This is a genomic window from Haloarcula pelagica (assembly GCF_030127105.1).
GTDB classification, from domain to species: domain Archaea; phylum Halobacteriota; class Halobacteria; order Halobacteriales; family Haloarculaceae; genus Haloarcula; species Haloarcula pelagica.
Window position 1 is genome coordinate 1,655,772 of record NZ_CP126161.1, and the last position, 25,956, is coordinate 1,681,727.

Consider the following 25,956-nt stretch of genomic DNA (forward strand, 5'->3'; position numbering starts at 1 on the left):
GTGGTTCTGGTATGTCCCCGGACGACGATACCTCCGACGACCGAAGCGACCCCACCGAGGAGGGGGACGCACCCCTCGACGAGGACGACTGGGTCGAGTTCGACGAGACGACCGACGACCGTGGCGCCGAGGCGGGCGGACCCGAGGCCGCCGACGAGGACACAGGCGCCTCCGAGACGGAACCGACCGACAGCGAGGAGACGATCGAGCGGGCGCCGGCGGGCAAGAAGTACTGCCACAGTTGCGGGACGACACTGGACGCCGACGCGAGGTTCTGCTCGGAGTGTGGGGCAGAGCAGTCCGGGACCGGTTCGACTGCCGCCGGCAGCACCGCCGAGTCGCCGAAAGACCGCGTCACCGCGGGCGTCCTGGCGATCCTGCTGGGTGGGCTGGGTGCCCACCACTTCTACCTGGGCAACATCGGCATCGGCGTGCTGTACCTCTGTTTCTTCTGGACCGGCATCCCGGCGCTGGCGGGGCTGATCGAGGGCATCCTCTATCTCACGAAGACCGACGCGGAGTTCCAGCGCCGGTACGTCGACGATGCGGACACGGACGAGGGGTCCGACGAGGCGTCCGTTCGGGCCGACGACGGCGGGAACGGCCTCGGCGAGGGCGGCGATGGCGGCGGGGAGTAGGCGGCTCGCGGAACTGCGCCGTGGACTGGCCGCGACAGCACCCTATCTCCTCTCGCACCACCGGACCGACGAGCGCCACCGGTGTCACCGGATCAGGGTGAGCGGCCGCGAAGTGGCCGTCTGTGCCCGCTGTGCGGGTGTCTATCCGGGGATCGTCGCCGGCGTCGTGCTCTTCGTGCTTGGCGCCTGGAGCGGGCTGTGGGCGCCACTCGTCGTGTTCGGGCCAGCCCCGGCACTGGCCGACTGGGCGGTGACGACGGTCACCGACCGGCGAGGCCACAACGCCGTCAGGACCGCGACCGGGGCACTGCTCGGGGTCGCGTACGGCGTCGCCCTCCCGTGGGTGCTGACGACGGCGACGATCTGGCCGGTGGCGGTCGCGGTCGGCTACGGGACGGCGGCGGCGGTCGGACTCGCGCTGTCGCAGTGAGCGGCAAGTTCCGGGCGGGATATGCAGGTTTTTACGCCTCGGGCGTCTGTCTCTCGGTGAATGAGTCTGCGTATCGCCCTGCTGAACGCGGCCCACGACGGCGCGGCCAACCGCCGGAACTTCCGGCGGGAACTGGACGCCGACCTCGTGGAGTACGATGTCACCGAGCGCGAACTGCCCGACGACTTCGCGTTCGACGGCTGTCTGGTCACGGGCTCGCGGGCCTCGGTCTACTGGGACGAGCCCTGGATCGCCGACCTGGAGTCGTGGGTCGGCGACGCGATCGATCGCGGGCTGCCGTTCCTGGGCGTCTGTTTCGGCCACCAGTTGCTGGCACACACGCTGGGTGGCCGTGTCGAGCCGATGGACGACTACGAGATCGGCTACCGGACCGTCGAGCACGACGGCGAGAGCGAGCTGCTCGACGGTGTTTCGGAGTCGTTCACCGTGTTTACGACCCACTCGGATCACGTCGCACGACTGCCGCCGGGGGCCGAGCAGTTCGCCGAGAACGACTACGGCGTCCACGGGTTCCGAAAGGACCGCGTCTTCTCCGTGCAGTTCCACCCCGAGTACGACACCGAGACCGCCGAGATGGTCACCGAGAGCAAGGACGAACTGCCCGACGAGCGCGTCCAGCGGGTCGTCGACGGCATCACCGAGGAGAACTACCGGGCGGCCTGTGAGGCCAAGCGGCTGTTCGAGAACTTCACCGACTACGTCCGGACGGTCCAGTCCGACGCGACCGGCGCGGCAAACGGGACGGTCGCCGCCGACGACGACTGATCTACGCGAACAGTCGGCTGACGAGCGCGTGTTCGACGGCCAGCACCGCGACGGCCACGAGGATGATTCCCCCCTCTCGGAGCGACGGGAGGATGCCCAGGCCGACGATGAGCGTCGTCGCACACGCTGGGGCGTGGCGCGTGTCGGTCGCGAGCATCCCCACCGTCGTCAGCATCACCGCGACGACGCCGCTTACGGCCAGCCGGAGCGTCCCCGGCGCCCCGGCGGTCATCGACGCCGTGATGACGACGCCCCCGGCGACGGTGTGGTACGCCAAGAGGCCGGCGGCGACGCCGACGGCGTGGCCACCCAGGACCCGTCGAGGGGTACAGGCCGGTGCCGAGGGGCGGGTGGCGTAGAGGTACGCCGTCGGCCCGAGGCTGGGAAACAGGAAGGGGAGCCCGCTGGCCCAGACCACGACCCCGAGCGCGGACAGGAGCACGCCGACATGCCCGGTCTGTCTGGCCCACGCCGTGCGGTTCTCGTGAGACACCGTAGCCGAGCGTCAGGGTGGCCACACTAAACGCTGACGTTCGCCCACAGGGTTTTGCGGTTGCGATCCGACGCTGAGGTATGAAGCGACTGCCCCTGGTGCTGGCGCTGTGTTGGCTCACGGCGGGGTGTCTCGGTGTCGACTTCGGCGGCCAGCCCACCCCGGACCCGGGGCAACCGATCTCGCTGTCGGTCGACAATCGGGCGTCCGAGCCCTACGACGTGCGCGTCTCGGTGGTCCCCGACGATCCCGTCGGCGTCGATGTCACCTACGCCAACGGGACCGTCGTTCGCCGACCGGTGAGCGTCCTGACTGACTCGCCGCCGTCGGAACTGGGGCGGGTCACCGACATCCGTCTGGTCGGCGGGAACGTCACCAGCGAACAGTTCCGGGTCCCGGCCAACAGCGGGATCGGAATGCAACTCCGGGACAGCGAACGGGGCTCGTGGGTCTGGCTGGTCGTCCGGCGGACGACCGGCGACGATCGGGTCCGGACCTGGACGCGGTTCCGCTGTCAGCCCGACGCGACGGCTGTCGAGGCGCGGCTGACCATCGGCACCAACGAGTCGACGGCGCTCACGACGACCTGCCAGGGTTAGGTGAACCGGCCAGTCTCGGCGCCACACTCCTCACACAGCGTGACCAGCGCCTCGCGGCCGTCGGCGAACTCGATCCGGTTTCGCGTCCGCTCGCCACAGTCGGGACACTCGCGGTGCATCTCCGTCTCGCCGGACTCCCGTGGTGCGCCCATCGCCAGCGCGACGACGCGCTCCGCGCCCTCGTTGCGGCCCAGTTGCCACTCGCCGGGGGCGAACCTGATCGCCTCGCCCGCGCCGACGACCACGTCACCGTCCTCGGTCTCGAACGTGACCGTTCCGGTCTGGACGTAGAAGACCTCCTCCTGGTCGGCGTGGCGGTGATAGCCGAAGCCGAAGGCGTCGCCGGGCGCGAGTTCGTAGTAGTTCAGTGCCGCGTCTTCGATGCCCAGTGGTTCGGCGAGCTCGCGTCTGACGCTCGCCGGCCCCATTCGCGTGTCGACCTCGTCGAGAGAGAGTTTCCGCATACGCGACCGTGTCGCCACGGCGAGAAAAGCGTTGCCAGCGGCTCACTCCCGCCGGTCGATGTCGAGTTGCTCGTCGAGTTCGTCCATCCAGTCGGCGTCCTCCAGTTCCGCCATCTGCTCGCGGAAGTGGGTCTTACAGACACCGACCTTCAGACCGTCTTTCTCGACGGCGATGTCGGCCTCGTCGTCACAGTAGTGACACTGCATACAACGGGGTAGTATCCGGCCCACATTGAACCCTCGGATTCCGTGCGCCGTCCGTCAGACGCCGAGCGCACGCCGGACCCGCCCCCAGGCGTCGGCGTCCAGGCCGGCCCCGCCGACGGTCTCACCGTGGGCGTCGCTGCCGCCGGTCGGCACGAGATCGTACCGCTCGACGGCGCGCTCGATCCGGTCGGTGTCGACCGCGCGGTCGTAGGGATACCACCGTTCGACGGCGTCGAGCGAGTCACAGCGGGCCAGCGCGGCTTCGGTGTCGGCGTAGCGGAACGGGTGTGCCAGCCCGACGAGCGCACAGGCGTCGGCGAGCAGGTCGCGGCCGCGCTCGAAAGAGGGGATCTCACGGGCGACGAAACAGGGACAGTCGTCGCCGATGAGTTCCTCGAAGGCGTCACCGTAGCTGTAGTCGCTGACCTCGGCGATGGCACGGGCGATGTGTGGCCGGCCAAGTCCCTCGCGGGGTTCGACCGGGAGCGTCACGTCCAGGCGGTCCTCGACGCAGTCGATGATCCGGCGTCCCCGCTCGCGGCGGTTCCGCTGGATGGTGGCACACGCCTCCCGGAGGTCCTCGGTCGGGTCGACGCCGTAGCCCAGCAGGTCGAGTCGCTGGTCGCCCGCGTCGACCCGGAGTTCGATCCCGTGGACGACGGTCAGGCCGTCCCTGGTCGTCACCGGACCGTCCAGATCGGGGTTGATCCGGTCGTGATCGGTGACGGCGACCGCCTCGACGCCGGCGGCCCGGGCGGCCTCGGAGAGCGTCGAGAGCGTGAGCGTCCCGTCCGAGCGTGTCGTGTGGACGTGGAGATCCGCGACAACCATACGGAGGCCAGTTCGTCCGGGCAGGAAGTCCCTTCGACACGCGCCGGTGTGGGCCCTGGCCACACACGCCGGGTGGTCATTATACGCATTAAAGAGTATTATGATTATCAATAGTGAAGGTTTATTATCTTCCGTTAACTTTCCCTGGATATGCGAATGCTGACCGACGCGACGGAGACGTTCGACGCACAGACGTACCCACTGACGACCGAAGAACTGATCGAGGCGGTCGGAGACACGACACTGGAGTTGCCAAACGGGACCGAGACCCTGGCGGACGCGCTGGGCCGGATCGACTCCGAGACCTACGAGACACCGGAGGACGCACGGCTCGCGACGTACTCGGCCGTCTCCAGCAAGGCGATCGGTCGCAAGGGCTACTCCGACCGCGACCCGATCGCGATGGGCGAGGACGGTCCGGATCAGGTCTCGTTCTAGTTCGCGGGCGGCCCCAGCACACGGTTTTTTCGGCGACGATCTCCGGTAGCTGCCGCGCTCAGAAGCCGTAGTCGTCGTCCTGCATCGCCGGGTCCTGCTGGTCCGCGGCCGTCTGGCCGAACATCTGGTCGTCCAGCGCGGACTCGGTCGATTCTTCGGTCGTGTTGTAGGCCGAGACCCCACGCTTGAGGAGGTCCTCGATGGCCTGATCCTGATTGATGAACTCTCCCTGTTCGACGAGCCGTTCGATGTCGGACACGGTCTGGTCCGACAGGGACACCTTGACTTTGCTCACAGTCGCCGGCTTATCGACTCTGGTATATAACTCCTGCTGCCGGTGGTGTCGCGCTCGTTCGTCGGAGCCAACAGTATAAGTGTGTCGTCGTGGAACAGCCGGTATGGTCCAGATCGAGTTGACCAGCAGCCAACAGCGCACACTCACGGCGCTGGTCAACAGGCACCAGTCGGCCGACGCGCCGGTCAAGGGCCGTGTCATCGCCGACGAGATCGACCGAAACCTCGGCACCGTCCAGAACCAGATGCAGAGCCTGGCGGCACTTGGCCTCGTCGAGAGCGTCTCCGGCCCGAGCGGCGGGTACGAGCCGACCGACCTGGCCTACGAGGCGATCGGTCGCGACCGGACCGACGACGCCGAGTCGGTGACACTGGCCCGCGAGTACGAACGCGTCGATGTCACGGTCGAAGAGATCAACCTGACCGGCGTCCACCACCCCGAGAAGTGCCAGGCCCGGGTCCACCTCCAGGACTCGGTCGCACAGTTCGACGTGGGCCAGGCGGTCGCGCTCGGGCCGACGCCGGTCGCGGGCCTCGTCGTCGCCGGGACGGTCAAGGCCGTCGACACGACGAACAACCAGCTCGTCGTCGATGTCGCCCAGCTAGAGGCACCGGTGGAACCGCCGGAGTGAGCTACCGGTCCAGAAAGTCCGGCCGGTCGACCCGGTCCGTGCTGTCGACTGCCTGTCTGTCGAGCAGTTCCGAGGGCTCTAAGGCTTCCGGGAGCCCGTCCCGACCGCCGGTCGGGGGCTCGTCCTCGTCGAGATACGTCGTCTCGCCGGTGACCAGTTCGTCCCAGACGGCGCTCTCGTCGGCGTCGCCCCGCTCGGCGACCGCCTGGGCCTCGTTGCGGCCCTCGTCGTAGGCCAGTTCGACCATGCTCTTCTGGTAGGCCGAAGTCATCTCGGCGTAGATGCGCTCGAGTTCCTCCCGGTTGTACTCCCCGAGGCGCTCGGCGACGCCGATTGCGTAGGCGTGCTCGGTCGCCTCGTCCTTGTCGAGCGTGTCCCAGTCGGTGTCGAACTCGCGCGCGTAGCGGCTCATGACTCGACCTTCTCGTCGGGCACGACCTGGAGGCCGCGGTCGGAGAACTGGATCTTCCGGATGTCACAGTCGATAGCGGTCCCGCGCATCTTGATGACCTGGATGCCTCGGGTCATACTCCCGCCCTCCAGGAAGTTGTGGAAGAAGATGACCCCGTGGGCGAGGTAGTGTTCGTCGCTGTAGGAGGAGGGATCGGTCATCTCCGAGATCAAAAGCGTCGTGGCCTCGGTCTGTTTCAGCGCCGAGAGAAAGCCCGTGATCTCGTCGCTGACATCGTTCATGAAGTGCTGGAGCAGCATCGTCGAGTCGATGACGACCCGCTGGATGTCGTTCTGTCTGATGTACGCGACCAGTCGGTTGGTCAGCCCGCCCTCGGAGCCAAACTGGGTGATCGTCCGTTTGCCGTTCTCGGTCACGAGATTGAGAAACTGGACGGCGTCGGACTGGACCGCCCGGTCGAAGCCGAACTCGTAGCCGGACATGTCCTGCATCAGTTCGGTCTTGGTCTCGTGCATCGTCACGTAGAGACAGGACTCGCCCTCTTTGGCCCCCTGTGTGATGAACTGCGAACAGAACGTCGTCTTTCCGCTACCTGGAGGGCCGCTGACGACGTACAGGCGGTCGGTCAGGAGCCCGCCTTCGACGAGTTCGTCGAACCCGGGGACACCGCTGGAGACACGCATACCTCCAGCCTGAGCACGTTTCGACATATGCTTTCACGTTCTGTTCTCACCCGTGATAACTCATTCGCCTGTTTCACCGGAGCCACTCGCGGGCGGGTCCGAAGCGAGCGCCAGCAGTCGCTCGGTCCCGGCCGCGTCGAAGCGCATGGGACGGCGCCACCACGGTCCCTTCCCGGAGTCCGAGGACCAGTCGGTGACGACGTGGTTCGCGTCGGTGCCGCCGCTGGGTCGGGAGAGCGGGACGACCGTCTCGTAGAGCCGTGACTCGGCCGGATCGCCCAGTACGAGGACCCGAGCGTCGAACGAGTCGCGCTTGACGTGGGCGTTCGAGTCGAAGACGGCCCGTTCGTCGGCGGGCAGGTCCCGGTACTCCTCGCCGGTCACGGCGTCGCGGGCGAGTCGGAAGTGGCCGACGACGTAGGCGCCCCACTCGGGCGGCGCCCAGGCAGGTCGCTCGCCGGTCGTCGTCAGCGTCGCGTAGAACACGAGGTAGTCGCCCGCCGTCAGTTCCGAGAGGGGGCCGGCCTTCACGCCGTGTTCGTCGCCGTAGGTGTATCGCTGGCCGCCGGCCTCGGGGAACTCCGGATCGAAGTGAACGGGTCGGTCGGCGACCGCGGAAACGTCCGTCTCCAGGTCGAGGTCGGCGTAGGTCGGAACCGGTTCGGCGGTCTCCTCGGACTCGGGGATCGGAACGTACTCGAAGGACCCGTCGGGGAAGACGGGACCACGGAAGCCCGGTTCGTTGGTGTTGGCCCCGACGTTGATCGCGACGCTGCGCATACCGGAGTGTGGGGCCGGCGGGGCAAGTGCCTACTGGAGTGTGGCGGCACAGACCCGGCAGTAGCGGATCATCGTGTGTCCCTCGTTCGGCGTGCCACAGTCGGGGCAGGCGACCGCTTCGGCCGGCGTGGACGAGCCGTCTGGTTCGACCGCCGGGCGACCGTGTCCGGCGCCGACCGGCGTCGACTCGGGGGACTCGCTCGACGTGTTGCGGTGCTGGAAGTAGTGGTACAGGAGGAGTTGCACGAGCCCGAACGTGACAACGTACGCGATGAGCCAGCCCCACAGTTGCATACACGAACGAGGTGGCGACAGTCACTTCGGTGTTCGCCACCAGATATCAGAATTGATACTCAGAGGACTACTTCGGCGGTGTCAGGTCGCGCTGGAACTCGTCGAAGACATCGAGGTTGTCCGGGAGGTCGTCGTCGAGTTGCCGCTCGCTGCGGCGGTCGGCCCCGGCGTCGTCTATCGGGTCCGCCACGGACTCCCAGCCCTCCTTGATCGCGATGGACTTGGCCGGCGTGCCGGCGGCGATGTGGTGGGCGGGGATGTCCTTGCTCGCGATCGACTTGGCGGCCAGGATCGAGTTCTCGCCGACGCGGACGCCGGCCCGGACCATCGAGTCGTAGGTCAGGCGCACGTCGTCCTCGATGATCGTGTGGAAGTTGTCGACGTGGGTCTGGTCGACGGCGTCGTGGTCGTGGCTGTAGACGTGTGTGTCGTCCGAGATCGAGACGCGGTCCCCGATGGTCAGTTTCCCGCGGTCGTCGAGGTGGACATCGTCGTGGATCACGACGTTGTCGCCGATCTCGATGTTGTGGCCGTACGTGAAGGTGATCCCCTTGAAAAAGCGGCAGTCGTCGCCACAGGACTCGAAGAGGTGATCTGCGAGCATCCGCCGGAAGCGCAGCGCGAACTCCACGTTGTCGGCCATCGGTGTGGCGTCGAACTGCCGCCAGAGCCACTGGAGGTGTTTCGATCGTTTGAACCGCTGTTCGTCCTTCTCGGCGTAGTATTCGCTCTCTAGGGTGGTGTTACAGGGGTCGTACCCCTGGAGACGGACGCGTTCGGCCGGCGACACGTCCTCGCCGGACTGCCAGCGCTCGTACGCCTGCCGGTCGCCGTGGAGGTCGATCAACACGTCGGTGACCACGTCGCAGGTGTCTTCCTCGCCGGTGAGACGCTCGTCGACCTCGTCGATGAAACTCCGCAAGCCTTCCTCGGCGAGCGGCGGCAGCGAGACGTGGCGTTTCGTCATAGCAACAGCATCGGTTCGGTCGCAGATATGGGTTTCCGTTACCTGTTCGGCACCCGGTGACGGCGGTGTCACGACACACCTCCACACGGTTTCCCGGCGTTTCTGCAGTCGGTATAAGACCGGGGAGGCCGACAGGCCGGTATGGTCAGGTCGGACTTCATCATGGAGATCCGCGGCTACATGGTCAACCCCCGCGAGAAGCGCCTGCGCGCCCTCTGGCGTGTCGTCCTCTGGTTCTTCGTGGCGACCTTCGTCGCGATCGTCTTCACCGGGGCGCTCTCGCAGGTGGTGAATCCGGCCTCGTTCGCCCCCGACATCCGTGCGGCCTACGTCGGTCTCCGGACGATCGCCGTCTACGCCGGCGGAACGGCCATCGCCGTCGGCATCGGCTATCTCCTGGACCGGCGCCGGCTCTCGGACTACGGCCTGGGGTTCGACCGGCAGTGGTGGCGCGACGCCGGGTTCGGGATCGCGCTGGGTGTCGGGCTCCCGACGCTGTTTCTCCTCGGTCAACTCGCGGCCGGCCTGCTGACGGTGACGGGACTCCTCGTCACGGGACCGTCGGACACCTTCGCGTTTGGCCCGTTGGGTGCCGTCGAACGGCTCGCCCTGCTGGCGGTGTTTTTCGTCGTCCAGGCCTCCGCCGAGGAGATCATCGTTCGGGGGTACCTGCTGACGAACGCCGCCGAGGGCCTGGCCGGCACGCTCGGGAAGTGGCGAGCGGTGGTCGTCACCACCGTCGCGACCGGCGTGTTGTTCGGTGTCCTGCACGCGAGCAACCCCAGCGCGACGCTTCTCAGCATCGCGAACATCACGCTGTACGGGCTCTTGCTGGGTGGCTGTTACGTCCTGACCGGCCGGCTGGGGATCGCCTGCGGGTTCCACGTCGCCTGGAACTTCACCCTGGGGCTGTACGGGTTCCCGGTCAGCGGCCTGCGGACCGGTGCCGCGCTCGTCGGGACCCGGGTGACCGGCGTCCCGCTGGTGACGGGGGGGTCGTTCGGCCCGGAGGGCGGCCTGATCGCGCTCGTCGGCCTCCTACTGGGGACGGCTGCGCTCGCCTGGTGGGTCCGCCGGGAGTACGGCGACGTTGCCATCCGCGAGGCGATCGCGACACCGACGCTGCGGTACGGCATCCGGGAGAACCACGAGCGATAAGTGTCTTCCAGCCCAACGGCCGGACATGAAATACGACACGCTCGGGACAGCAGGCGTCGAGGTCTCACAGGTCGGCTTCGGTGCCTGGGTCGTCGGGACCGACTGGTGGGGCGACCGGACGCGGGAAGACGCCGTCGCCATGATCGACCACGCCGTCGAGCAGGGCGTGCGCTACTTCGACACCGGCGATGTCTACGGCCACGGCGACAGCGAGGAGATCGTCGGCGAGGCCCTCGCCGACCGCCGGGACGAGGTGACCGTCAGCACGAAGATCGGCTACGACTTCTACAACAACCCCCAGGCCGGCCACGGGGAACTCCCGAAGAAAGTCACCCCCGAGTGGATCCACACCGCGACCGAGCGGTCGCTGGACCGCCTGGACATGGAGTACGTCGACCTGCTGATGCTCCACAACGCCAACGTCGACGAGGTCGACGAGGACGTGCTCGAAGCGCTCGACGAACTCCGCGAGGAGGGGAAAGTCGAAGCGATCGGCTGGGCGCTGGGCCCCTCGATCGGCTGGCTGGCCGAGGGCGACGCCGCCGTCACGGCGGAGTTCGACGCGCTCCAGACGGTGTTCAACCTCTTCGAGCAGACGCCGGGCCGGCACTTCGTGGAGACGATCCGCGAACACGGCGCCGACACCTCGATCATCGCCCGGGTCCCCCACTCGTCGGGGCTGCTCAACGAGCAGGTCACCCCCGAGACCGAACTGGGGAAAGGCGACCACCGCGCTCACCGGCCCGACGAGTGGTACGAGACCGGCTGGGAGAAACTGGAGACCCTGCAGTTCCTGAAACGAGACGGCGAGCGGACGATGGGCCAGGCCGCGATCCAGTGGTTACTCGCCCACGACGAGGTCGCCTCGGTCACGCCGACGTTCCGGACGACCGACGACATCGACGAGTGGGGCGGCGCGCCGGACACGCCGCCGCTCAGCGACGACGAGTTCGATCGAGTCCAGGAACTGTACGCCGACAACTTCGGGATCGATCGGGACGACGGGATGGACGCCCTGCGGTCCTCGGTCGGCGGCGCGGACCTGGACGGGACCGGTATGAAGTCCGCCGGCGACTGAACGGCCGAGGCGTCGTCCGGCGACGACGGAAGTTTCCGAGTAGTTACCACTCGCGTCCCCAGTCGTCCGTAGCTGCACCCGAGAGACGACTCCCGAGCGTCTCAGTAAGTCACCGCTTCTTCGTGTGGTTTTCGCCGCGTACCCCTCTGTTTCGACAGGAGATGTATCGCCGTCGTGCGGTTCGGTGGCGTGGAGACCACTTTCACCCCGCTCCGTCAGACACGCGAAAGACGCCGGACGGCGGCGGGTTCGAGATGAAACGAAGGGGTTCGGGACGCGGGGACAGATGTCACGGGTGTCGGTGACGAGCGGCGGGTCGGCCGTCCGCGGTGCTGGCCGATCGAACGGACGAAAAACGTGAAGTCGGTCGCTACTCGTTCATCAGGCCGCCTTCCTCGACGCGCATGACGCCCTCGCCGTCCGGGAGGTTGGGCGCGTCGACCAGCTTGACGATGCGTTTGTCGCCTTTCGATTTCCGGAGGTAGATTCGGAACGTCGAGGTGTGGCCCAGGATGTTCCCGCCGATGGGCTGGGTCGGGTCACCGAAGAAGGAGTCGGGGTTGGAGGCCACCTGGTTGGTGACGAGGACGGCGGTGTTGTTCAGGTCACCCACGCGCATCAGGTCGTGGAGGTGCTTGTTGAGCTTCTGCTGGCGCTCGGCGAGTTCACCGCGGCCGACGTACTCGGCGCGGAAGTGGGCCGTCAGCGAGTCGACGGCGAGCAGGCGAACCGGGAACTCCTCTTCCTGGGTCTCGCTGGCGATCTCCTGGGCCTTCTCGGCCAGGAGGATCTGGTGGTTGGAGTTGAACGCCTTGGCGACGTGGATCTTGTCGAGCACCGAGTCGACGAGGGCGTCCAGCAGTTCGTCGTCGGTGGCGTCGGCCTCGCCCTCCTCGACGATGCCGTGGAGGACCATCGTGTCCTCGATGACCTCGTCGTCCTGGCCCTCGACCATCTGTTCGATCCGTTCCGGGCGGAAGGTGTCCTCGGAGTCGATGAAGATGGCACTCCCTTCGAGCCCGCCGTGTTCGGCCGGGAGCTGGACGTTGACGGCCAGCTGGTGGGTCACCTGGGACTTGCCGGCCCCGAACTCGCCGTACACCTCGGTGATCGACTGGGTCTCGACGCCCCCGCCCAGGAGTTCGTCGACCTCGTCGACGCCCCAGGAGAGCTTGCCGATCTGCTCGCGGCGTTCGAGTACCGTCGAGCCGGTCTCGAAACCGCCGATGTCGGCGGCCTCGCGGGCGGCGTTGATGATGTCGGCGGCCGACGACTCGCCGATGTCGGCCGTGTTCGACAGTTCGCCGGGGGAGGCGACCGCGATCCCCTGGTAGGAGTCGAAGCCGTTGTCTTTGAGTTTCTCTGCTGTCGCCGGGCCGACGCCGGGCAGGTCTTCGAGGTCCTCGCTTGCGGACATGGACGTGGCTTGCGCCCGACCGCACATAAACCCACGTTAACAGGAGAGTGAAAGTGAAACAGCCCGACAGCGGCCGGACAGGTCGGGCCAGGATCGGGGGATTTAGAAGGGAAGGGGAAGCTCGGTCGGCGCGCTCAGAGCCGACCGCTCCCGACGTAGACCAGGGCGAGGCCGCCGACCACGATGAGCACGCCGGCCTGGAGTCCCGTCAACGAGAGGGCGTCCTGTCCGAACTCGCCCGCGAGCAAGAGCGCGAGCGCGCCCGCCGACACGAGGGGGCGCTTCGCGAGCGTCCGGACGAACGCCCGGGCCGACCAGGAAAAGTTGTCGAGCGACGACCGGACGAGGGCGGTCGGTCGCCGGTTCCCGTCGGGGTTGTCGGCCCGCTCGAAGCCCGCGAGCGAGTCGGCGGGGACGGTCACGACCGCACCGGTGTTGACCCGCTGCTCGTCGGCGTCGCCCACGCGCAGGAGCGTGGCGCCGTCGTCGCCGACGCCGACGACCCGGTAGACGCCCGCCGGACAGTCGGCCGTCGTCGGCCGGAGGTGGTCGTAGACCGCTGGGCTGTCGACCACGGGTCACTCCCAGGGGTGGTCCCCGGCCCGGTCGGGCCACAGCGGGTACCAGTACTCCTTGTCGCTCTCGACGGTGAGCTCGCCGTCCAAGTTGCTCTCCAGTTTGAACTCCGCCGTAGTGTCCCGTTCGTGGTCGCGGTCCGGGTCGGGCGCGAACGGGTAGTAGGCCCCGCGGCGGAACGAGTACACCCAGTAGACCGAGTCGAAGTTCCGATCGCTCTCGAAGGCGAACAGCGCCGCCAGCAGACGAGAGCCGTAGCGGCGCTCGATGAGCGTGTCCGCGGCGAAGTGGATCGACGTGACCAGGTCTTCGAAGTCGTCGTCGTGGAGCACCACCCACTGGTAGCCGTGGTCGTCCTCCGTGAACTCCACCTCGGTGCCGGTCTCCCGGGCGCCGGCGTCTAAGATCTCCCGGACCTCCTGTTTGGCGTCCTGGAAGTCCGTGCTGTCGACATCGCCGAAACAGAGCGCGGCGTCCCCGGTCGCCTCGTAGCCCAGGTCCGCCTCCATCGTGATGTAGGCCGTCGACATCCCGAACAGGTCGTCCGGGTCGGCCTCCCGGGTGGCGTCGGCCTCGGCTTTCACGCCGAGGACGCTCTTGAGTCCGTCGAGTAGTCCCATATCCCTACGTCGGCGGCCGACAATAAGGCGGTTTTCGTCCTGTCGTGGCCACTGGAGAACGATGCACGCCAGATCACACTGCCGTCGTGTGGGCGGTGTGTGAATCGTATCAGGCGGTAGTACCGCGTGACGGTGGAGACGAAGTTACCGGCAGTGTGCGACAGGGGGTGTGCCCAGCAGTCGAGACCTTGATCGGCCGCTTCCACGCCGGAAGCGCAGCGGGGCCTACCGTCGAGTCGGCGTCGAATTCGCGTCCTCGACGATCGACTCAACGAACGATTGGAGCGCTCTTCGGACGCGGTCGGCATCAGGGCCGACACCCGCGAGGTGGTCGGCATCGACCCGGACGAACTCGGCGTCTGGCAGTGCTTCGACGACAAACTCGGCGTGGGAGATCGGGACGGCCGCATCGAACTCCCCGTGAAAGACCAGGACCGGACATGCAATCGTCTCGTAGTCGACGACGGGGAGCTCGCGACACCAGCGTTCGTCGTTGCGCGTCCCGTCGATGCGGGCGCTGGCGGGGAGGATGGTCGGGGCGAACGCGAGATCCCGCCTGTGTTGTGCAGGGTGTGTCTGGATGTATTCGACGAAGGTTTCGAGGGCGTCACCCTCCAGCGTCGAGAGCCCGGCGTGCATGTTCTCGATGAACCGGTCGGGCGTGAACCGATGGAAGAAGGCGAGCAGACCGGAGCGAATGTCGAGTACCGGCGTCGAGGTGAGCAACGGGTCGAGGATCGGGTTGCCCGTGTCGTACGTTCGCTCGTCGATCTCGATCGTGATCGCCGAGGCCAGGACGAGCCCCGCGACTCGCTCTGGATACTCGGCGGCGAGCTGGAGGGCGACCGGGCCCCCACAGGAGATACCGACGACGATCGGACGTTCCACGTCGAGAGCGTCGAGGAGCGCCACGAGGAGGGCGGCCTGGTCCTCGAAGGACCGGTGGTCGTCGAGGGGCGTCCGGAGGAACCCCGGTCGGGAGGGAGCGATGACTTCGATCCCATCTCCAAGCGCCCCGTCCAGGAGGAGTCCCTGATCGTAGCCGCCCGGTGCTCCGTGCAGTACCAGCACGGGATACCCCGAGCCCCGTCGGGCGACTTCGACGACACCCCGTTCTGTTTCGACGAGCTCACTCCCGGCCGATAGCTCCGCGAGTCGTCGCCGTTTCCAGCGCCAGACTGCACCGCCCGCCACACAGAGGAGCATGCCGACACCGATTCCGATCGACCGTCTCAGGTTTCGGCGCATACCGAGGAATACGATTGGGACAGATATAGGTTCTGAGGGGGGTCGACCAATGGTGGCCGCCGCGGACGGAAGACGACGGGTACTCTGCCGGTGGTAGCGGGCGGCGAAATCCGGTGAGGCCCCGGAGACTGCACGAAGACACGCACCATCTAGACAGCATAGCTCCTGACACCCATCACTGCCGGAGAACTCCAGCAGGTCCCTAGCGCCCTTCCAGTTCCCGTTCGAGGTCGCGCAGGCGGTCGATGCGCTTCTCGGTCGAGGGGTGGGTGCTGAACAGGCGCCCGATCCAGTCTGCCCGGATCGGGATGATGAAGAAGGCGTTCATCTCCGACTGGCTGCGGAGGTCGTCCTTTGGCACCTTCTCCATGCCGCTGTCGATCTTCATGAGCGCGGTCGCCAGCGCCGAGGGCTTGCCGGTGATGACCGCGGCGCCGCGGTCGGCGGCGAACTCCCGGTACCGGGAGAGCGTCCGGATGAGCAGGAACGAGACGATCCAGACCACCAGCGACGCCAGGATGGCGACGATCACCGGCGCGCCCTGCTGGCCGCCCCGGTCACGGCCGCCCGCGAACAGCCACCCCCACCGGACGATGAGGAAGGCGATCGTCGAGAGAAAGGAGGCGATGGTCATCACCATCACGTCGCGGTTCTTGACGTGGGCGAGTTCGTGGGCGATGACCCCCTCCAGTTCCTCCTGATCGAGGGTGTTCATGATCCCCGTCGTCACGCAGACGGCCGCGTTCTTCTGAGAGCGGCCGGTCGCGAAGGCGTTTGGCACCCGCGAGTCGGCGACGGCGACTTTCGGCTTCGGGAGGTCCGCCTGCTGGGAGAGCCGTTCGACCGCCCGGTGGAGTTCGGGGTACTCGTCGGCGTCGACCTCCCTGGCCCCCATCGAGTACAGCGCGAGCTTGTCGCTGAAGAAGAACTGCCCGCCCAGGAACAGCCCCATGACGAGGACGATCGGGAGCAGTCGATCGCCGAAGTACAGGGTCAGAAAGCCCAGGAAGACGATGTACAGGCCAAAGAGGAGGAACATCGTCAGGACCATCCGGCCCCGGAGTCCCCAGTCGGTTTGCCACTGCATAGGCGGGCGTAGGCGACCGAGACTCTAAAACCCCGTTATCGTGTGTCGATCCCGCACGGACGGGGCGACGACCGCACGTCTTTGTGTGCCCGGTCCGAACCCCGCTCATGACCGAGACAGTGCTGGTCACCGGCGGCCGTGGCCGCTCGGGGCGCTGGATCTGTGACCGCCTCGCCGGCGACTACGATGTCGTCTGTATCGACCTGGACCACCCCGGCTGGGAGGTCGCCGAACGCGACCACCTCACCTTCCGGGCGGCGGACGTGACCGACGGCGGCGAGGTCCGGGACCTCGTCGCGGAGTTCGACCCCGCGGCGGTGGTCCACTGGGCGGCGCTGCCGGCGCCCGAACGCCACGCCGGCACGCGCGTGTTCGAGACGAACGTCTCGGCGACCTACAACGTGCTAGACGCCGCGGGCCGGGCGGGTGCGGACGTGGTGTGGGCCTCCTCCGAGAGCGCCTACGGACTGGCCTTCGCCGCGGAGACGCCGCTGCCGGCGTATCTCCCGATGGACGAGGGACATCCGATGGCGCCCGAAGACCCCTACGGCACCTCGAAGGTGGCCGGCGAGGCGGTCGCCAAGATGGTCGCCCGCCGGGACGGGATCAGCGTCGCCTCGATCCGGCCCTCCTGGATCCAGTACCCCGGCGAGTACAACTGCCTCGATATCGAGGATCTGGCCGACGGTGCCGGCAACTGCTGGTCGTACGTCGACGTTCGAGACGTGGCGAGTCTCGTCGCCGCGGCCCTCGACGCCGACTTCGACGGGCACGAGGCGTTCCACGCCGCTGCGGCGGACAACTACATGGGCCGACCGACCGCCGACCTCGTGGCCGAGTACTTCGGCGAACTCCCGGCGGAGTGTGAACTGGACGGCGAGCAGTCGGCGCTCTCGACCGCGACGGCCCGCAGTCTGCTGGACTGGGCGCCCGAACACGACTGGCGGACGGCCGGCGACGCCGCGGTCGACGAGCCGACGCTGCTGGCCGAGTAGCCGAGTCGCCGAGCAGCCCGTCCCCGCCGTCGCTCGTCCCTCACGGCGGCATCGGCGAGATGTCGAACGAGAGTTCCAGTTCCGACCCGTGGTCGTTCCAGCGCTGGGTGAACTTCCCGCCGCCCCGTCCCGCGCGGTCGGGGTCGCTGGGCGACTGGTCGAGGAACCACTTGACGTTCTTTTTGTTGCCGAAGTCGTCGTTCGAGGTCGGGTCTTTCTCGTAGGGACGGGCGGTGACCTGGATGTACGACCGGCTCGTGTCGAGTTCGTGGGCGCCGTCGAAGACGAGTTCCTCGTCGACGTTGAGCCCCTTGCGCCGCCCCTCTCTGATGTTGACGTGGGAACTGCGCGACCGGTGCCAGACGCGGCCGTCGCTGCGGCCGCCGCGGGGTTCGATGCGGGCACTCGTGCCCGTGACCTGTGCCCCCTGTTGGATCGGCCAGCCGACGACGTACACGTCGCCGTAGATCTCCTCCTCGTTGCCGGGATCGTCCTCCGTGACGACCCGCCAGTCCATGTTGTGGACGCGGTAGGACCGCGTCGTCGGCCGGCAGTTGCGCTCGGTGTAGGTCGTGGTCATGTAGGTGTTCGCCGTATCGAGGTTGCTCAGATACTTCGTCTGGTAGGCGATGGGGACCCCCGGCGACTGCTGGGGGTCGTAGGTCGCGCCGTCCTGAATGAAGTCTTTGATCGCCTGGAGCGCCCCCTCGCCGGGTTTGCTGATGAGCTGTGCCCCCTGCGTGGCGGCCCCGCCCAGCACCTGCACGTTGATCTCGGTGTCCCGGAGCACCTGTTTGTGTTTGACATCGAGCGACGCCGTTCCTCGGCCCGCGCCGATGTTCAGCGCAACGTCGAGCGCGTTTTCGATCTCGGTCCGCTCGTACTTCGATTCGGCCGAGAACAACAGCATCCGTCCGTAGGTGACGTTCTTGACGACGACATCGTTGGGTTCGAGATACGTCGCCGGGTCCGAGACGACGCCGTTGGCGACGGGGTTGGGAAGCGAGATGTCGGCGGTGTAGTACTGTTGATAGAACTGTGCCATCAGCTTGTTCGTCTCCGACCGGCTGGAGAAGTCGAACGTGTTGTCGACCTGGACCTTCAGGCTGTCGTAGTGGACGCCGAGCGTGACATCCAGTTGCTTCGCCGAGTGGATCTGGTGGATACTGTACTGCATCCGGGCCGGCGTGCTCGCGTTCCGGTTGTACTGCCCGAGGATATCGTCGAGTGCACTCCGGAAGTTCCCCAGAGAGGGGGTCTGGACCGTCCGCGTGTTCTCCCCGCTGATGTTCCGTAGCGAGACCGACAGTTCGATCGGATTGCGGATCTGGCTCGCGGGAGTCCCGTTGCGGCGGCTGGACGACAGCGCCGGCGAGAACTGTCCCTTGGCGATGCTCTCGGCCTCGATGATCGCCCCCGGCCAGATGGTTCCCAACTGGGGATTCAACAGGAAGTTCGTCCCGCTACCGGACGTGACGCGGCGCTGTTGGGTCGTACAGATCATGTCGCCGCGCCGCTCGGTCCCCTTGCTGCCGACGGTGGAACTGCTCGCCCTGCCCGTCTCGGGCGTGACCGTCACGTCGATGGTGCCGCTGTTCGAGACTTCGCTCGGGTCGCCGACCGACGACGTGCCCGTGTTGTTGAACACGCTCGGGTCGACGATCACCGGGTCGGCCGGCAGGAGCGGCTCCTCCGGGACGAACACCGGTTCCTGGGGGAGCGTCGTGCTGTTGTCGACGACGCTGTCGGGCACACAGCTCCCGTCGACGACACAGGGGATCGGCGTCTGTGGCTCGATCGGCGTGACGACGGGGTTGGTAGACGGGGTCGGCGTGGCGGTCGGCGTGTCCGTGTCCGTCGCGGTCGGCGTCGCAGTCGGCGTATCCGTCGCCGTCGCGGTCGGCGTATCCGTCGCCGTTGCCGTCGGTGTATCGGTAGCTGTCGGCGTGGGCGTCGCAGTGCTTGGCTGGCGCGTGGCCGTCACCGGCGTCGGCGTCCGGGTGGCACTGCTACCGCCCCCACCGCTGGCGCTGCTTCCCCCGCCCCCACTACCGCCCCCGCCGAGGTCCCCGAAAGGCGTCGATATCGAACAGCCAGCGAGGCCCGCCGTCGACAGCGCGGCGGCAGTTCGTAAGAGCGTCCGTCGGTCGACCGTCTCGGTCTCGTCATCAGAACCCATGGTCGTTGCCGACAGGTCACTGGTTACCGACGAGTAGGTTGCCACTAACTGTGTAGTGTCGCCGGTTCGTGATAGCGATATCAGCGGTTTCGGACCGGTTTCGAGCCGGAAAACGGCCGATGGTCGGATTCACGCGTTCTGGTCACGATCCCGGTCGAAGAGGTCGGCAAACAGCGCCCCCTCGGCTTTCCGGAGGTGGGCGTGCAGCGTCGGCGCCGTGATCTCCAGCGTAGCGGCGACCTCCTCGGCCGTCGATTCCCGGGGCCAGTCGAAGTAGCCCGCCCGGTAGGCCGTCTCCAGTGCCTCCCGCTGGCGGTCGGTGAGCGCCGCGGTCGTCTCGCTGGAGAGCCCGTCGTCACGGAGCGCCGGCCGGTCGCGCCGGTGCTTGGCGTCCAGCCGCGTCGCGGTGAACGCCGACGTGACCCGATCGACGATCCCCCGGACATCGGCGTCGGTCGCGACTTCCACGACGGCCTCGGTGGTCCCGTCCGCGACGGTGACTTCCAGGACGTGTGCGCCGTCGTCGACGAGCGCGCCGACGAGTGTCCCCTCGGGCAGGAGGAGTTCGAGCAGTCCGTCGTCGGCGTGGACCGTCCGCACGCGGGTCGCACCGAGCGCGGCGAGTTCCGTCGCGACAGCCTCGGGGTCGCCGTCGGTGCGGAGATACGCCAGGTGACCGTCCGCGACGTTCGGGACCAGCCCGTCGAGTTCGAGCCGGCAGTCGGCCCCGCCGGCGGCCGCGAGCAGCGTCCCGTCGGTGTCCTCGCTGTGGAACGTGAGTTCGACGACCGAGTCGGCGCTCAGGAGCCGGCGGTTCTCGGCGGCGTCGAGCGCGTAGCCGATGAGTTCGCCCAGTTCGGACAGCACCTCGCGCTCCCGGTCGGTGATCGTGCCGTCGTCCCGCGAGGACTGCAGTGCCAGCGCCCCGTAGACGGTCGGGCCGTAGACCAGCGGGACGACGGTCCAGGTGCCGTGTTGATCGTCGGGGTCGGCGACCGCGACCGCCGCCCCGCCGTCGGTCTGGACCGGGATGTCGCTGGGGAGCGTCGGTTCCTCCCCGTCGGCCCCGGCGACGGTCCAGCAGTCGGCCTCGCCGTTCCAGGTCGCGAGGTCGGCGGCACACGCAGCCTGATAGAGGCCGGTGTCGACGAGTCGGTCACAGACCGCCCGGGTGACATCGTCGTCCCCGTCGGCGCCGACCAGCGCCCGGTGGACGCCGCGGACCGCCGTGTTGAGGTCGTCCAGGCGTTCGAGCCGACGCTCGCGGCGCGTCCGGGCCGTGATGTCGTGGACGACGAGCGTGTGGCCGGTCAGCCGGCCGTGGCGGTCCTGGATCGGCGAGGTCCGGACCTCGTAGACGCCGCCGTCGAGTTCGACCTCCGCCAGCGCGTCCTCCGTGTCGAAGTCGATGGCCGAGTCGTCGACGAGCGAGCGGACCGGGCGCCCGAGGACGGCCGCCGGCGTGCAGTCGAACAGCTCCGCGGCGGTCAGGTTGATATACAGCACCTGCCGCTCCGTGTCGACGATGACGACGCCGTCTTCGAGGTGCTGGATGACGGCGTTGCGGCCGAGCTGGCGGGTCGCGGGCACCAGATCGAACAGCCGGTGGCGAAACAGCGCGTAGCCGAAGGCCGTCCCGGTCACCAGGAACGAGTACGGCGTCATGTCCAGCGGCGGGTTGCCGGTCGGTGTCACCGAGAGTACGGAGAGCCCGCTGGCGACGATGGGTGCGGCCACCCCCAGGACGACGAGGATCGCCTGATCGGCGTAGAGGTGATCGGAGACCCACACGAGCCGGAGCAACAGGACGCCACCGGCACCGACGACGCCGTACATGAACACGGTGTACACCCAGAACCACGGGCCGAACGTCTGCTCGAAGATCGCCAGCCCGTCGACGACGATCAGCGTGTTCTGGGCCCACATGAGCCCGTGCCAGCCGTTCGTCCACGTGAGCGCGACGGTCATCGCCGGCACGACCGAGAGCGCGGCGACGGTCCGGCGGTCGACCACCTCGTCGTAGCCGGTGTAGGCCAGCGCGAACAGGAGCCAGAACACCGGGACGACGGCGGTGCCGGTCCACTGGACGTACTCCCAGAACAGTCGCCACCCCTGATCGACCGTCAGGAGGCCGATCAGGTGGGTGCCCGAGTACACCGAGAAGCCGGCCATCAACCCCAGAAACGCCGTCGCACCGTGCTCGCGCCGGTGGCGCCAGGCGTAGCCGGCCAGTCCGGTCGTCACCACCACCGAGAGCGCGAGCACGGCGACGTGGAGGACGGACGCGAGCGTCATCGACCACCACCGACTGACCGTGGCACCATTACCCACAGATGAACCTTGGGTGACTTAGTTTATCCGGCCGAACCGGTCCCGGCCGGCGCTGGGCGGCAAACGCACCGCTTAAGCGGCCCAGTCGTCTACGGCCGCACAATGAGCCGGTCGGGAGAGTTCTGTCCGCGCTGTGGCGACGAGATTCCGGAACGGGCCGGCGAGCGGCCGAGCGTCGCCGGCCAGCGCGATCCGGACAGCGTGCTGTGTGACGCCTGTTACTTCGAGGAGTTCGACCTCGTCGACGCGCCCGACCGCATCGAGGTACGGGTCTGCTCGCGGTGTGGCGCGGTCCACAAGGGGAACCGCTGGGTCGATGTCGGCGCCGAGGACTACACCGACATCGCCGTCGACCAGGTCAGCGACGCCCTGGGAGTCCACGTCGACGCCCAGTCGGTCGCCTGGCAGGTCGCCCCCGAGCAGGTCGACAAGAACACGATCCGGATGCACGCGGAGTTCTCCGGCGTGATCCGGGAGACGCCGGTCACCGAGGAGGTCGTCGTCCCGGTGAAGATCTCCCGCCAGACCTGCGAGCGCTGCGGGAAGATCGCCGGGGGGTCGTTCGCCAGCGTCGTCCAGGTGCGAGCGGACGGCCGGGACCCGACCGACGAGGAGCTCGAACGGGCCGAGGAGATCGCCGAGGAGTACATCGCCGCCCGCGAGGACACCGGCGACCGCAACGCCTTCATCACGGAGACCAGCACCGTCGACGAGGGGCTGAACATGAAGATCTCGACGACCCAGATGGGCCACGGGATCGCAAAGCGCATCACTGCCCAACTGGGCGGGTCGTACTCCGATTCGAAACGTCTCATCAGCGAGGACGAGGACGGCCAGCGCCTCTATCGGGTCACCTACGCCGTCCGCCTGCCACGGTACCGCCAGGGCGAGGTCATCGACCCCGAGGACGGCGACGGCCCCGTCCTCGTGCGGTCGGTCCAGGGGAACCTCAAGGGCGTGCGCCTGGCGACCGGCGACCACTACGAGGCCCGGTTCGAGGACGGCGAGGCACCCGACGCGACGCGACTGGGTTTCCGTGAGGACGGCCAGGAGACCACCCTGGTCGCCGTCGAGGACGCCCACGCCGTCCAGGTCCTCGATCCGGAGACGTTCGAGAGCGTGACCGTGCCCCGACCGGACTATCTGGACACCGACGCCGACACCGTGACGGTCATCAAGAGCCGGTCGGGGCTGCATATCCTGCCCGAGCGGGCCGACGATGAGTGAGGACCAGCCCGGGAGCGACCCCACGAGCCACGGGGACGCACTCGCGGTCGTCATCGCAAAACCCCGCGCACAGACGGTCATCGAACAGCTCCGGGCGGAGGGCGTCTACGACGCCGACCGGAGCGTCCAGGCGTGGGACGAGGCGGGCGTCGCGGTCCCGGTGACCGAGCCGCCACAGTCGGTCACGTACCGCGAGGTGGTCCGACAGGTCGGGGAACCGCGGCTTCGGACGCTCGCCGACCACCTCCGCGAGCGGAGCTGGACCGACGCCGAGTGCGAGCAGGCCCCCTCGTCGTGGGCCGTCATCGGCAGCGTCGTCCTCGTCGACATCGGCGACAGCCCCCGGCCGGCGGAGGTCGGCGAGGCGCTCCTCCAGTTACACGGCGAGGCCGACACCGTGCTTGCCCGCCACGGCATCGCCGGCGACCACCGCGAACCGGACGTGGAGGTGATCGCCGGCACCGGTGACACCGAGACGGTCCACGTCGAACACGGGACCCGCTACGCGCTGGATCTGGCCGAGGTGATGTTCTCGCCGGGGAACAAGGCCGAGCGCGCTCGGATGGGCGAGGCGGTCGAGCGGGACGAACACGTGCTGGATATGTTCGCCGGCGTCGGCTACTTCACGCTGCCGATGGCCCGCGCGGGGGCGAACGTCACGGCCGTCGAGCGCAACCCGACCGCCTTCCGCTTTCTCGTCGAGAACACGATGCTCAACGACGTGAGCGAGCGCGTCGAACCGTACCGGGCGGACTGTCGCGATGTCGTGTCCAATCTCGCCACCGAACAGCGCGCCGACCGCGTGGTGATGGGCTACTACGAGGCCTCCGCGCCGCGCGCGGAGGACAGTCGGGCTCCGCCCGACGCTTCCCACGAGTACCTCGACAGCGCGCTGGCCGCGCTCGCGCCGGGCGGCGTCGTCCACATGCACGAGGCCACGCCCGAAGCGCTGGTCTTCGACCGCCCCGTCGACCGCTTGGAATCGGCGGCCGCCGACGCCGGTCGGTCGGTCGAGGTGCTCGACACCCGCCGCGTGAAAGGTTACAGCGAGGGTGTCGCCCACGTCGTCGTCGACGCCCGTGTGGAGTGACTCCGGCGCGGCGCTCGCTGTGTGCGTCGTAACGCCTAATTGTGCCACCGGTCAAGAGAGGCTATGGACAGACAGCAGATCATGGCGATCTTCCTGACGCTGTTGATGGTCGGGTCGGGGATCGTCTACGGGCTCTCTTTCGTCGTCTTCTAGTCCCAGACATCGGACAGGGGGTGGCTCCCGTCGCCCGAGCGCGACCGCGAGCGGTCGCGACGCCGTTTCGTGCCGGCGCTGACACCCGACAGCGCCGCGTCCGGGTCGAACCGCGGGAGGTCCGGTTTCGAGAGCCGAGCGACCTGTGCACCGAACCAGTCGGGGGTGTCGTGGCTCGCCCGGTCGAACAGGTCGAGCAGCGACGAGTCCGCCAGGTAGGTCGCGCCGTAGTCGTCGGGCGCCCGCACGACACGGCCACACGCCTGGATGACCGTCCGCAGAGCGGTCCGATAGTACCAGCCCCACTGGTCGTCCTCCAGGCGGCGCGCGACCCGGGAGTCCCGGGTGTTGGGGTAGGGCGCCTTGCAGACGACCTGCCATCGACAGAGGTCACCTTCGAGGTCCAAGGCCTCCTCCATCTTCACCGAGAGGAAACAGTCGGGGTTGTCGCTGCGCTTCCAGGCCGAGAGGGCGGCGTCCCGTCCCTCTTTGTCGTGGTCGCGGACACGGGACCCGACGCCGAAGTCGTCCAGCAGTTCCCGCAGGCGCTCCTTGATGGCGTAGGAGTGGCAGTGGACCAGTCCCTTCTCGTCGGGGTGGGCCGCCATGATGCGGACGACCGTCCGGGCGATGTCCGGCAGTGTCTCCTCGCGGTGCTCGTAGGTCATCTTCCCCTGGGTCACGTCGTACAGCGGCCGGTTCTCGACGGGGAAGGTGTGGCCGACCTCGACCAAGGCGACGTTCTCGGGGTCGAGGCCGACGTTGGCACAGAAGGCCGCCTTGTTGAGGATGGTCGCCGACAGCAGGGCAAAGCGGTTCCCGCGGTCCCAGACGGTGTGTTTGAGGTACCGCTCGGGGTTCATCGGCTTGATCGTGACCGCCCCGCCCTCGCCGTCGGGCTGGTCGACGACCCAGGTGGTCGCGCTGTCGGGATCACGGTAGTCCTCCTGGAACCACTGGAGGTCCTGGCGCAGCGTGTTCAGCGAGTCCCGCTCGGCCACTTCGTCGGGCGAGAGTTCGGCGTTGCCCCGGAGTGCTTTCACGCGGCGCTCGGCGACGTGTTCGACCCGTTCGGCCAGGGCGACGGCGTCGTCCAGGCCGTCGAGGGCGGGCACGTCGATGTCGCCCCACAGCGGGATGGTCCCGGGCGAGAGGTCGATGGTGGCGTACATCTCCGCCCAGTCGCCAAGCCCGTGGGCCTCGTCGACGACGACCACGTCGCGCTTGCCGAAGACATCGCTGCCGGCGGTCTGCATGAAGTACGCGAGCGTCATCGCGGCGATGCGGCGGTTCGAGGCGATAGCGCGGTCAGAGAAGTACGGACAGCGGTGTTTGACCTGGCAGTCGAACTCCCGTTCGCGGACGCAGGGGGCCTGGTTCACCGGCGTGTCCGTCTCGCCCGGGAGGATGCAGTCGTAGTTGTTCTTCCCGCGGATCACCGAGAGGTCCGACAGCAGGGCGTCCTCGGCCACGTCGTCCAGTTGTGAGACCTGTGGCGTCGTGTAGTAGGCGTCACAGACCTGTTCGGCGGCGGCCTCGCCGGCCGTGCGGGCGCAGCCAGCGATGGCCCGGGCCAGCAAGGACTTGCCGCTGCCAGTCGGCGCACGCACGAGGACGACATCGTTGCCGGCCTCGAACGCCGCACGGATGTCCGCCAGGGCCTGTTTCTGGTTCCCGCGGTAGCTGGGGGCGGGAAACTCGTCGTGGATCCGCGCCGGGTACACGACAGGAGGCAGGGTCAGCGCCGGCGTAAACCTTTCCTGTCGTCCGTTGTCCCGGCGTCGAAGCCCGGGTGACCAGCCGCCGCGACGAACCGCTCGTGGGCCGTGGTCACACACACACGGTCGTG

The 25,956-nt window shown here is 67.9% G+C and carries 29 protein-coding genes; 11 read left to right on the forward strand and 18 right to left on the reverse strand.

The window, feature by feature from the left end; all coding sequences use genetic code 11:
• The first annotated feature begins 11 nt into the window (after positions 1-11).
• From P1L40_RS08685 to P1L40_RS08695, 3 genes are read left to right on the forward strand one after another with little or no spacing between them, the layout of a single operon-like run.
• Complete coding sequence (locus P1L40_RS08685; protein ID WP_284010929.1) at positions 12-638, forward strand: NINE protein; 627 nt, start codon at positions 12-14, stop codon at positions 636-638.
• On the forward strand, positions 622-1,068 hold the full coding sequence (locus P1L40_RS08690) for a DUF2085 domain-containing protein (RefSeq protein ID WP_284010930.1): 447 nt from the start codon (positions 622-624) through the stop codon (positions 1,066-1,068). Before P1L40_RS08685 ends, P1L40_RS08690 begins: the two co-directional genes overlap by 17 nt.
• Positions 1,069-1,128: 60 nt before the next feature.
• A complete protein-coding gene (locus P1L40_RS08695) occupies positions 1,129-1,854 on the forward strand; it encodes a type 1 glutamine amidotransferase (RefSeq protein WP_284010931.1) in 726 nt (241 codons plus the stop codon).
• Between the two features lies 1 nt (position 1,855).
• On the opposite strand, the gene P1L40_RS08700 is transcribed toward P1L40_RS08695, so the two are convergent.
• Positions 1,856-2,347 carry an HPP family protein gene (locus P1L40_RS08700; RefSeq protein WP_284010932.1) on the reverse strand — a complete coding sequence of 164 codons (492 nt, stop codon included), beginning with the start codon at positions 2,345-2,347 and terminating at the stop codon, positions 1,856-1,858.
• Between the two features lie 80 nt (positions 2,348-2,427).
• Here P1L40_RS08700 and P1L40_RS08705 point away from each other — a divergent pair, with 80 nt between their 5' ends.
• Positions 2,428-2,946: a hypothetical protein gene (locus P1L40_RS08705; protein WP_284010933.1), complete on the forward strand. Its 519-nt coding sequence runs from the start codon at positions 2,428-2,430 to the stop codon at positions 2,944-2,946.
• On the opposite strand, the gene P1L40_RS08710 is transcribed toward P1L40_RS08705, so the two are convergent.
• From P1L40_RS08710 to P1L40_RS08720, 3 genes are read right to left on the reverse strand one after another with little or no spacing between them, the layout of a single operon-like run.
• Entirely contained in the window at positions 2,943-3,410 is a 468-nt protein-coding gene (locus P1L40_RS08710; protein WP_284010934.1) for a cupin domain-containing protein, read from the reverse strand. The two genes, P1L40_RS08705 and P1L40_RS08710, sit on opposite strands and share 4 nt — an antisense overlap.
• A 42-nt stretch (positions 3,411-3,452) precedes the next feature.
• Positions 3,453-3,617: a DUF6757 family protein gene (locus P1L40_RS08715; protein ID WP_276179021.1), complete on the reverse strand. Its 165-nt coding sequence runs from the start codon at positions 3,615-3,617 to the stop codon at positions 3,453-3,455.
• A 54-nt stretch (positions 3,618-3,671) separates the two neighbouring features.
• Positions 3,672-4,448: a PHP domain-containing protein gene (locus tag P1L40_RS08720; RefSeq protein ID WP_284010935.1), complete on the reverse strand. Its 777-nt coding sequence runs from the start codon at positions 4,446-4,448 to the stop codon at positions 3,672-3,674.
• A 150-nt stretch (positions 4,449-4,598) separates the two neighbouring features.
• On the opposite strand from P1L40_RS08720, the gene P1L40_RS08725 reads away from it, so the two are divergent.
• On the forward strand, positions 4,599-4,886 hold the full coding sequence (locus P1L40_RS08725; RefSeq protein WP_284010936.1) for a DUF5789 family protein: 288 nt from the start codon (positions 4,599-4,601) through the stop codon (positions 4,884-4,886).
• A 58-nt stretch (positions 4,887-4,944) separates the two neighbouring features.
• Here the strand turns inward: P1L40_RS08725 and P1L40_RS08730 are convergent, their stop codons facing one another.
• A complete protein-coding gene (locus P1L40_RS08730; RefSeq protein WP_284010937.1) occupies positions 4,945-5,181 on the reverse strand; it encodes a DUF7120 family protein in 237 nt (78 codons plus the stop codon).
• 103 nt (positions 5,182-5,284) lie between these two features.
• Between P1L40_RS08730 and P1L40_RS08735 the strand changes: the two genes are divergently transcribed.
• On the forward strand, positions 5,285-5,812 hold the full coding sequence (locus P1L40_RS08735; protein WP_284010938.1) for a TrmB family transcriptional regulator: 528 nt from the start codon (positions 5,285-5,287) through the stop codon (positions 5,810-5,812).
• 1 nt (position 5,813) lies between these two features.
• Here the strand turns inward: P1L40_RS08735 and P1L40_RS08740 are convergent, their stop codons facing one another.
• The 5 genes from P1L40_RS08740 to P1L40_RS08760 all read right to left on the reverse strand — a co-directional run bounded on the left by P1L40_RS08740 (position 5,814) and on the right by P1L40_RS08760 (position 8,948).
• Positions 5,814-6,224: a DUF8057 family protein gene (locus P1L40_RS08740; RefSeq protein WP_284010939.1), complete on the reverse strand. Its 411-nt coding sequence runs from the start codon at positions 6,222-6,224 to the stop codon at positions 5,814-5,816.
• The gene (locus P1L40_RS08745) at positions 6,221-6,907 is read right to left on the reverse strand and encodes an ATPase domain-containing protein (RefSeq protein WP_284010940.1); all 687 of its coding nucleotides are present in this window, start codon (positions 6,905-6,907) and stop codon (positions 6,221-6,223) included. Before P1L40_RS08745 ends, P1L40_RS08740 begins: the two co-directional genes overlap by 4 nt.
• Before the next feature lie 60 nt (positions 6,908-6,967).
• Entirely contained in the window at positions 6,968-7,687 is a 720-nt protein-coding gene (locus P1L40_RS08750) for an Nmad3 family putative nucleotide modification protein (protein WP_284010941.1), read from the reverse strand.
• Between the two features lie 30 nt (positions 7,688-7,717).
• Positions 7,718-7,981, reverse strand: coding sequence for a DUF7577 domain-containing protein (locus P1L40_RS08755; protein ID WP_284010942.1), 264 nt, complete (start codon positions 7,979-7,981; stop codon positions 7,718-7,720).
• Positions 7,982-8,048: 67 nt separating this feature from the next.
• On the reverse strand, positions 8,049-8,948 hold the full coding sequence (locus P1L40_RS08760; protein ID WP_284010943.1) for an acyltransferase: 900 nt from the start codon (positions 8,946-8,948) through the stop codon (positions 8,049-8,051).
• Between the two features lie 141 nt (positions 8,949-9,089).
• Here P1L40_RS08760 and P1L40_RS08765 point away from each other — a divergent pair, with 141 nt between their 5' ends.
• Together P1L40_RS08765 and P1L40_RS08770 are read left to right on the forward strand one after the other, a co-directional pair.
• Positions 9,090-10,106, forward strand: a complete 1,017-nt coding sequence (locus P1L40_RS08765; RefSeq protein WP_284010944.1) for a CPBP family intramembrane glutamic endopeptidase — start codon at positions 9,090-9,092, stop codon at positions 10,104-10,106.
• Between the two features lie 25 nt (positions 10,107-10,131).
• Positions 10,132-11,184: an aldo/keto reductase gene (locus tag P1L40_RS08770; RefSeq protein ID WP_284010945.1), complete on the forward strand. Its 1,053-nt coding sequence runs from the start codon at positions 10,132-10,134 to the stop codon at positions 11,182-11,184.
• 370 nt (positions 11,185-11,554) lie between these two features.
• On the opposite strand, the gene radA is transcribed toward P1L40_RS08770, so the two are convergent.
• The 5 genes from radA to htpX form a co-directional block, all read right to left on the reverse strand.
• Positions 11,555-12,601 carry a DNA repair and recombination protein RadA gene (gene radA / locus P1L40_RS08775; RefSeq protein WP_284010946.1) on the reverse strand — a complete coding sequence of 349 codons (1,047 nt, stop codon included), beginning with the start codon at positions 12,599-12,601 and terminating at the stop codon, positions 11,555-11,557.
• Between the two features lie 134 nt (positions 12,602-12,735).
• Entirely contained in the window at positions 12,736-13,176 is a 441-nt protein-coding gene (locus P1L40_RS08780; RefSeq protein WP_284010947.1) for a hypothetical protein, read from the reverse strand.
• Positions 13,177-13,179: 3 nt separating this feature from the next.
• On the reverse strand, positions 13,180-13,797 hold the full coding sequence (pspAB, locus tag P1L40_RS08785; RefSeq protein WP_284010948.1) for a PspA-associated protein PspAB: 618 nt from the start codon (positions 13,795-13,797) through the stop codon (positions 13,180-13,182).
• 225 nt (positions 13,798-14,022) lie between these two features.
• A complete protein-coding gene (locus P1L40_RS08790) occupies positions 14,023-15,045 on the reverse strand; it encodes an alpha/beta fold hydrolase (protein ID WP_284010949.1) in 1,023 nt (340 codons plus the stop codon).
• Between the two features lie 202 nt (positions 15,046-15,247).
• The gene (gene htpX, locus P1L40_RS08795; RefSeq protein ID WP_284010950.1) at positions 15,248-16,132 is read right to left on the reverse strand and encodes a zinc metalloprotease HtpX; all 885 of its coding nucleotides are present in this window, start codon (positions 16,130-16,132) and stop codon (positions 15,248-15,250) included.
• Between the two features lie 107 nt (positions 16,133-16,239).
• Between htpX and P1L40_RS08800 the strand changes: the two genes are divergently transcribed.
• Positions 16,240-17,127, forward strand: coding sequence for an NAD-dependent epimerase/dehydratase family protein (locus P1L40_RS08800; protein WP_284010951.1), 888 nt, complete (start codon positions 16,240-16,242; stop codon positions 17,125-17,127).
• 40 nt (positions 17,128-17,167) lie between these two features.
• On the opposite strand, the gene P1L40_RS08805 is transcribed toward P1L40_RS08800, so the two are convergent.
• Both P1L40_RS08805 and P1L40_RS08810 read right to left on the reverse strand, forming a co-directional pair.
• Positions 17,168-19,306 carry a thiol-activated cytolysin family protein gene (locus P1L40_RS08805; protein ID WP_284010952.1) on the reverse strand — a complete coding sequence of 713 codons (2,139 nt, stop codon included), beginning with the start codon at positions 19,304-19,306 and terminating at the stop codon, positions 17,168-17,170.
• 129 nt (positions 19,307-19,435) lie between these two features.
• Positions 19,436-21,601 carry a histidine kinase N-terminal 7TM domain-containing protein gene (locus P1L40_RS08810; protein WP_284010953.1) on the reverse strand — a complete coding sequence of 722 codons (2,166 nt, stop codon included), beginning with the start codon at positions 21,599-21,601 and terminating at the stop codon, positions 19,436-19,438.
• Between the two features lie 138 nt (positions 21,602-21,739).
• Here P1L40_RS08810 and P1L40_RS08815 point away from each other — a divergent pair, with 138 nt between their 5' ends.
• Both P1L40_RS08815 and P1L40_RS08820 read left to right on the forward strand, forming a co-directional pair.
• Positions 21,740-22,864 carry a 60S ribosomal export protein NMD3 gene (locus P1L40_RS08815; RefSeq protein WP_284010954.1) on the forward strand — a complete coding sequence of 375 codons (1,125 nt, stop codon included), beginning with the start codon at positions 21,740-21,742 and terminating at the stop codon, positions 22,862-22,864.
• Positions 22,857-23,954 carry a class I SAM-dependent methyltransferase gene (locus P1L40_RS08820; protein WP_284010955.1) on the forward strand — a complete coding sequence of 366 codons (1,098 nt, stop codon included), beginning with the start codon at positions 22,857-22,859 and terminating at the stop codon, positions 23,952-23,954. The genes P1L40_RS08815 and P1L40_RS08820 overlap by 8 nt, the downstream gene beginning before the upstream one ends.
• 149 nt (positions 23,955-24,103) lie before the next feature.
• Here the strand turns inward: P1L40_RS08820 and P1L40_RS08825 are convergent, their stop codons facing one another.
• A complete protein-coding gene (locus P1L40_RS08825) occupies positions 24,104-25,831 on the reverse strand; it encodes a helicase C-terminal domain-containing protein (RefSeq protein ID WP_284010956.1) in 1,728 nt (575 codons plus the stop codon).
• Between the last annotated feature and the right edge of the window lie 125 nt (positions 25,832-25,956).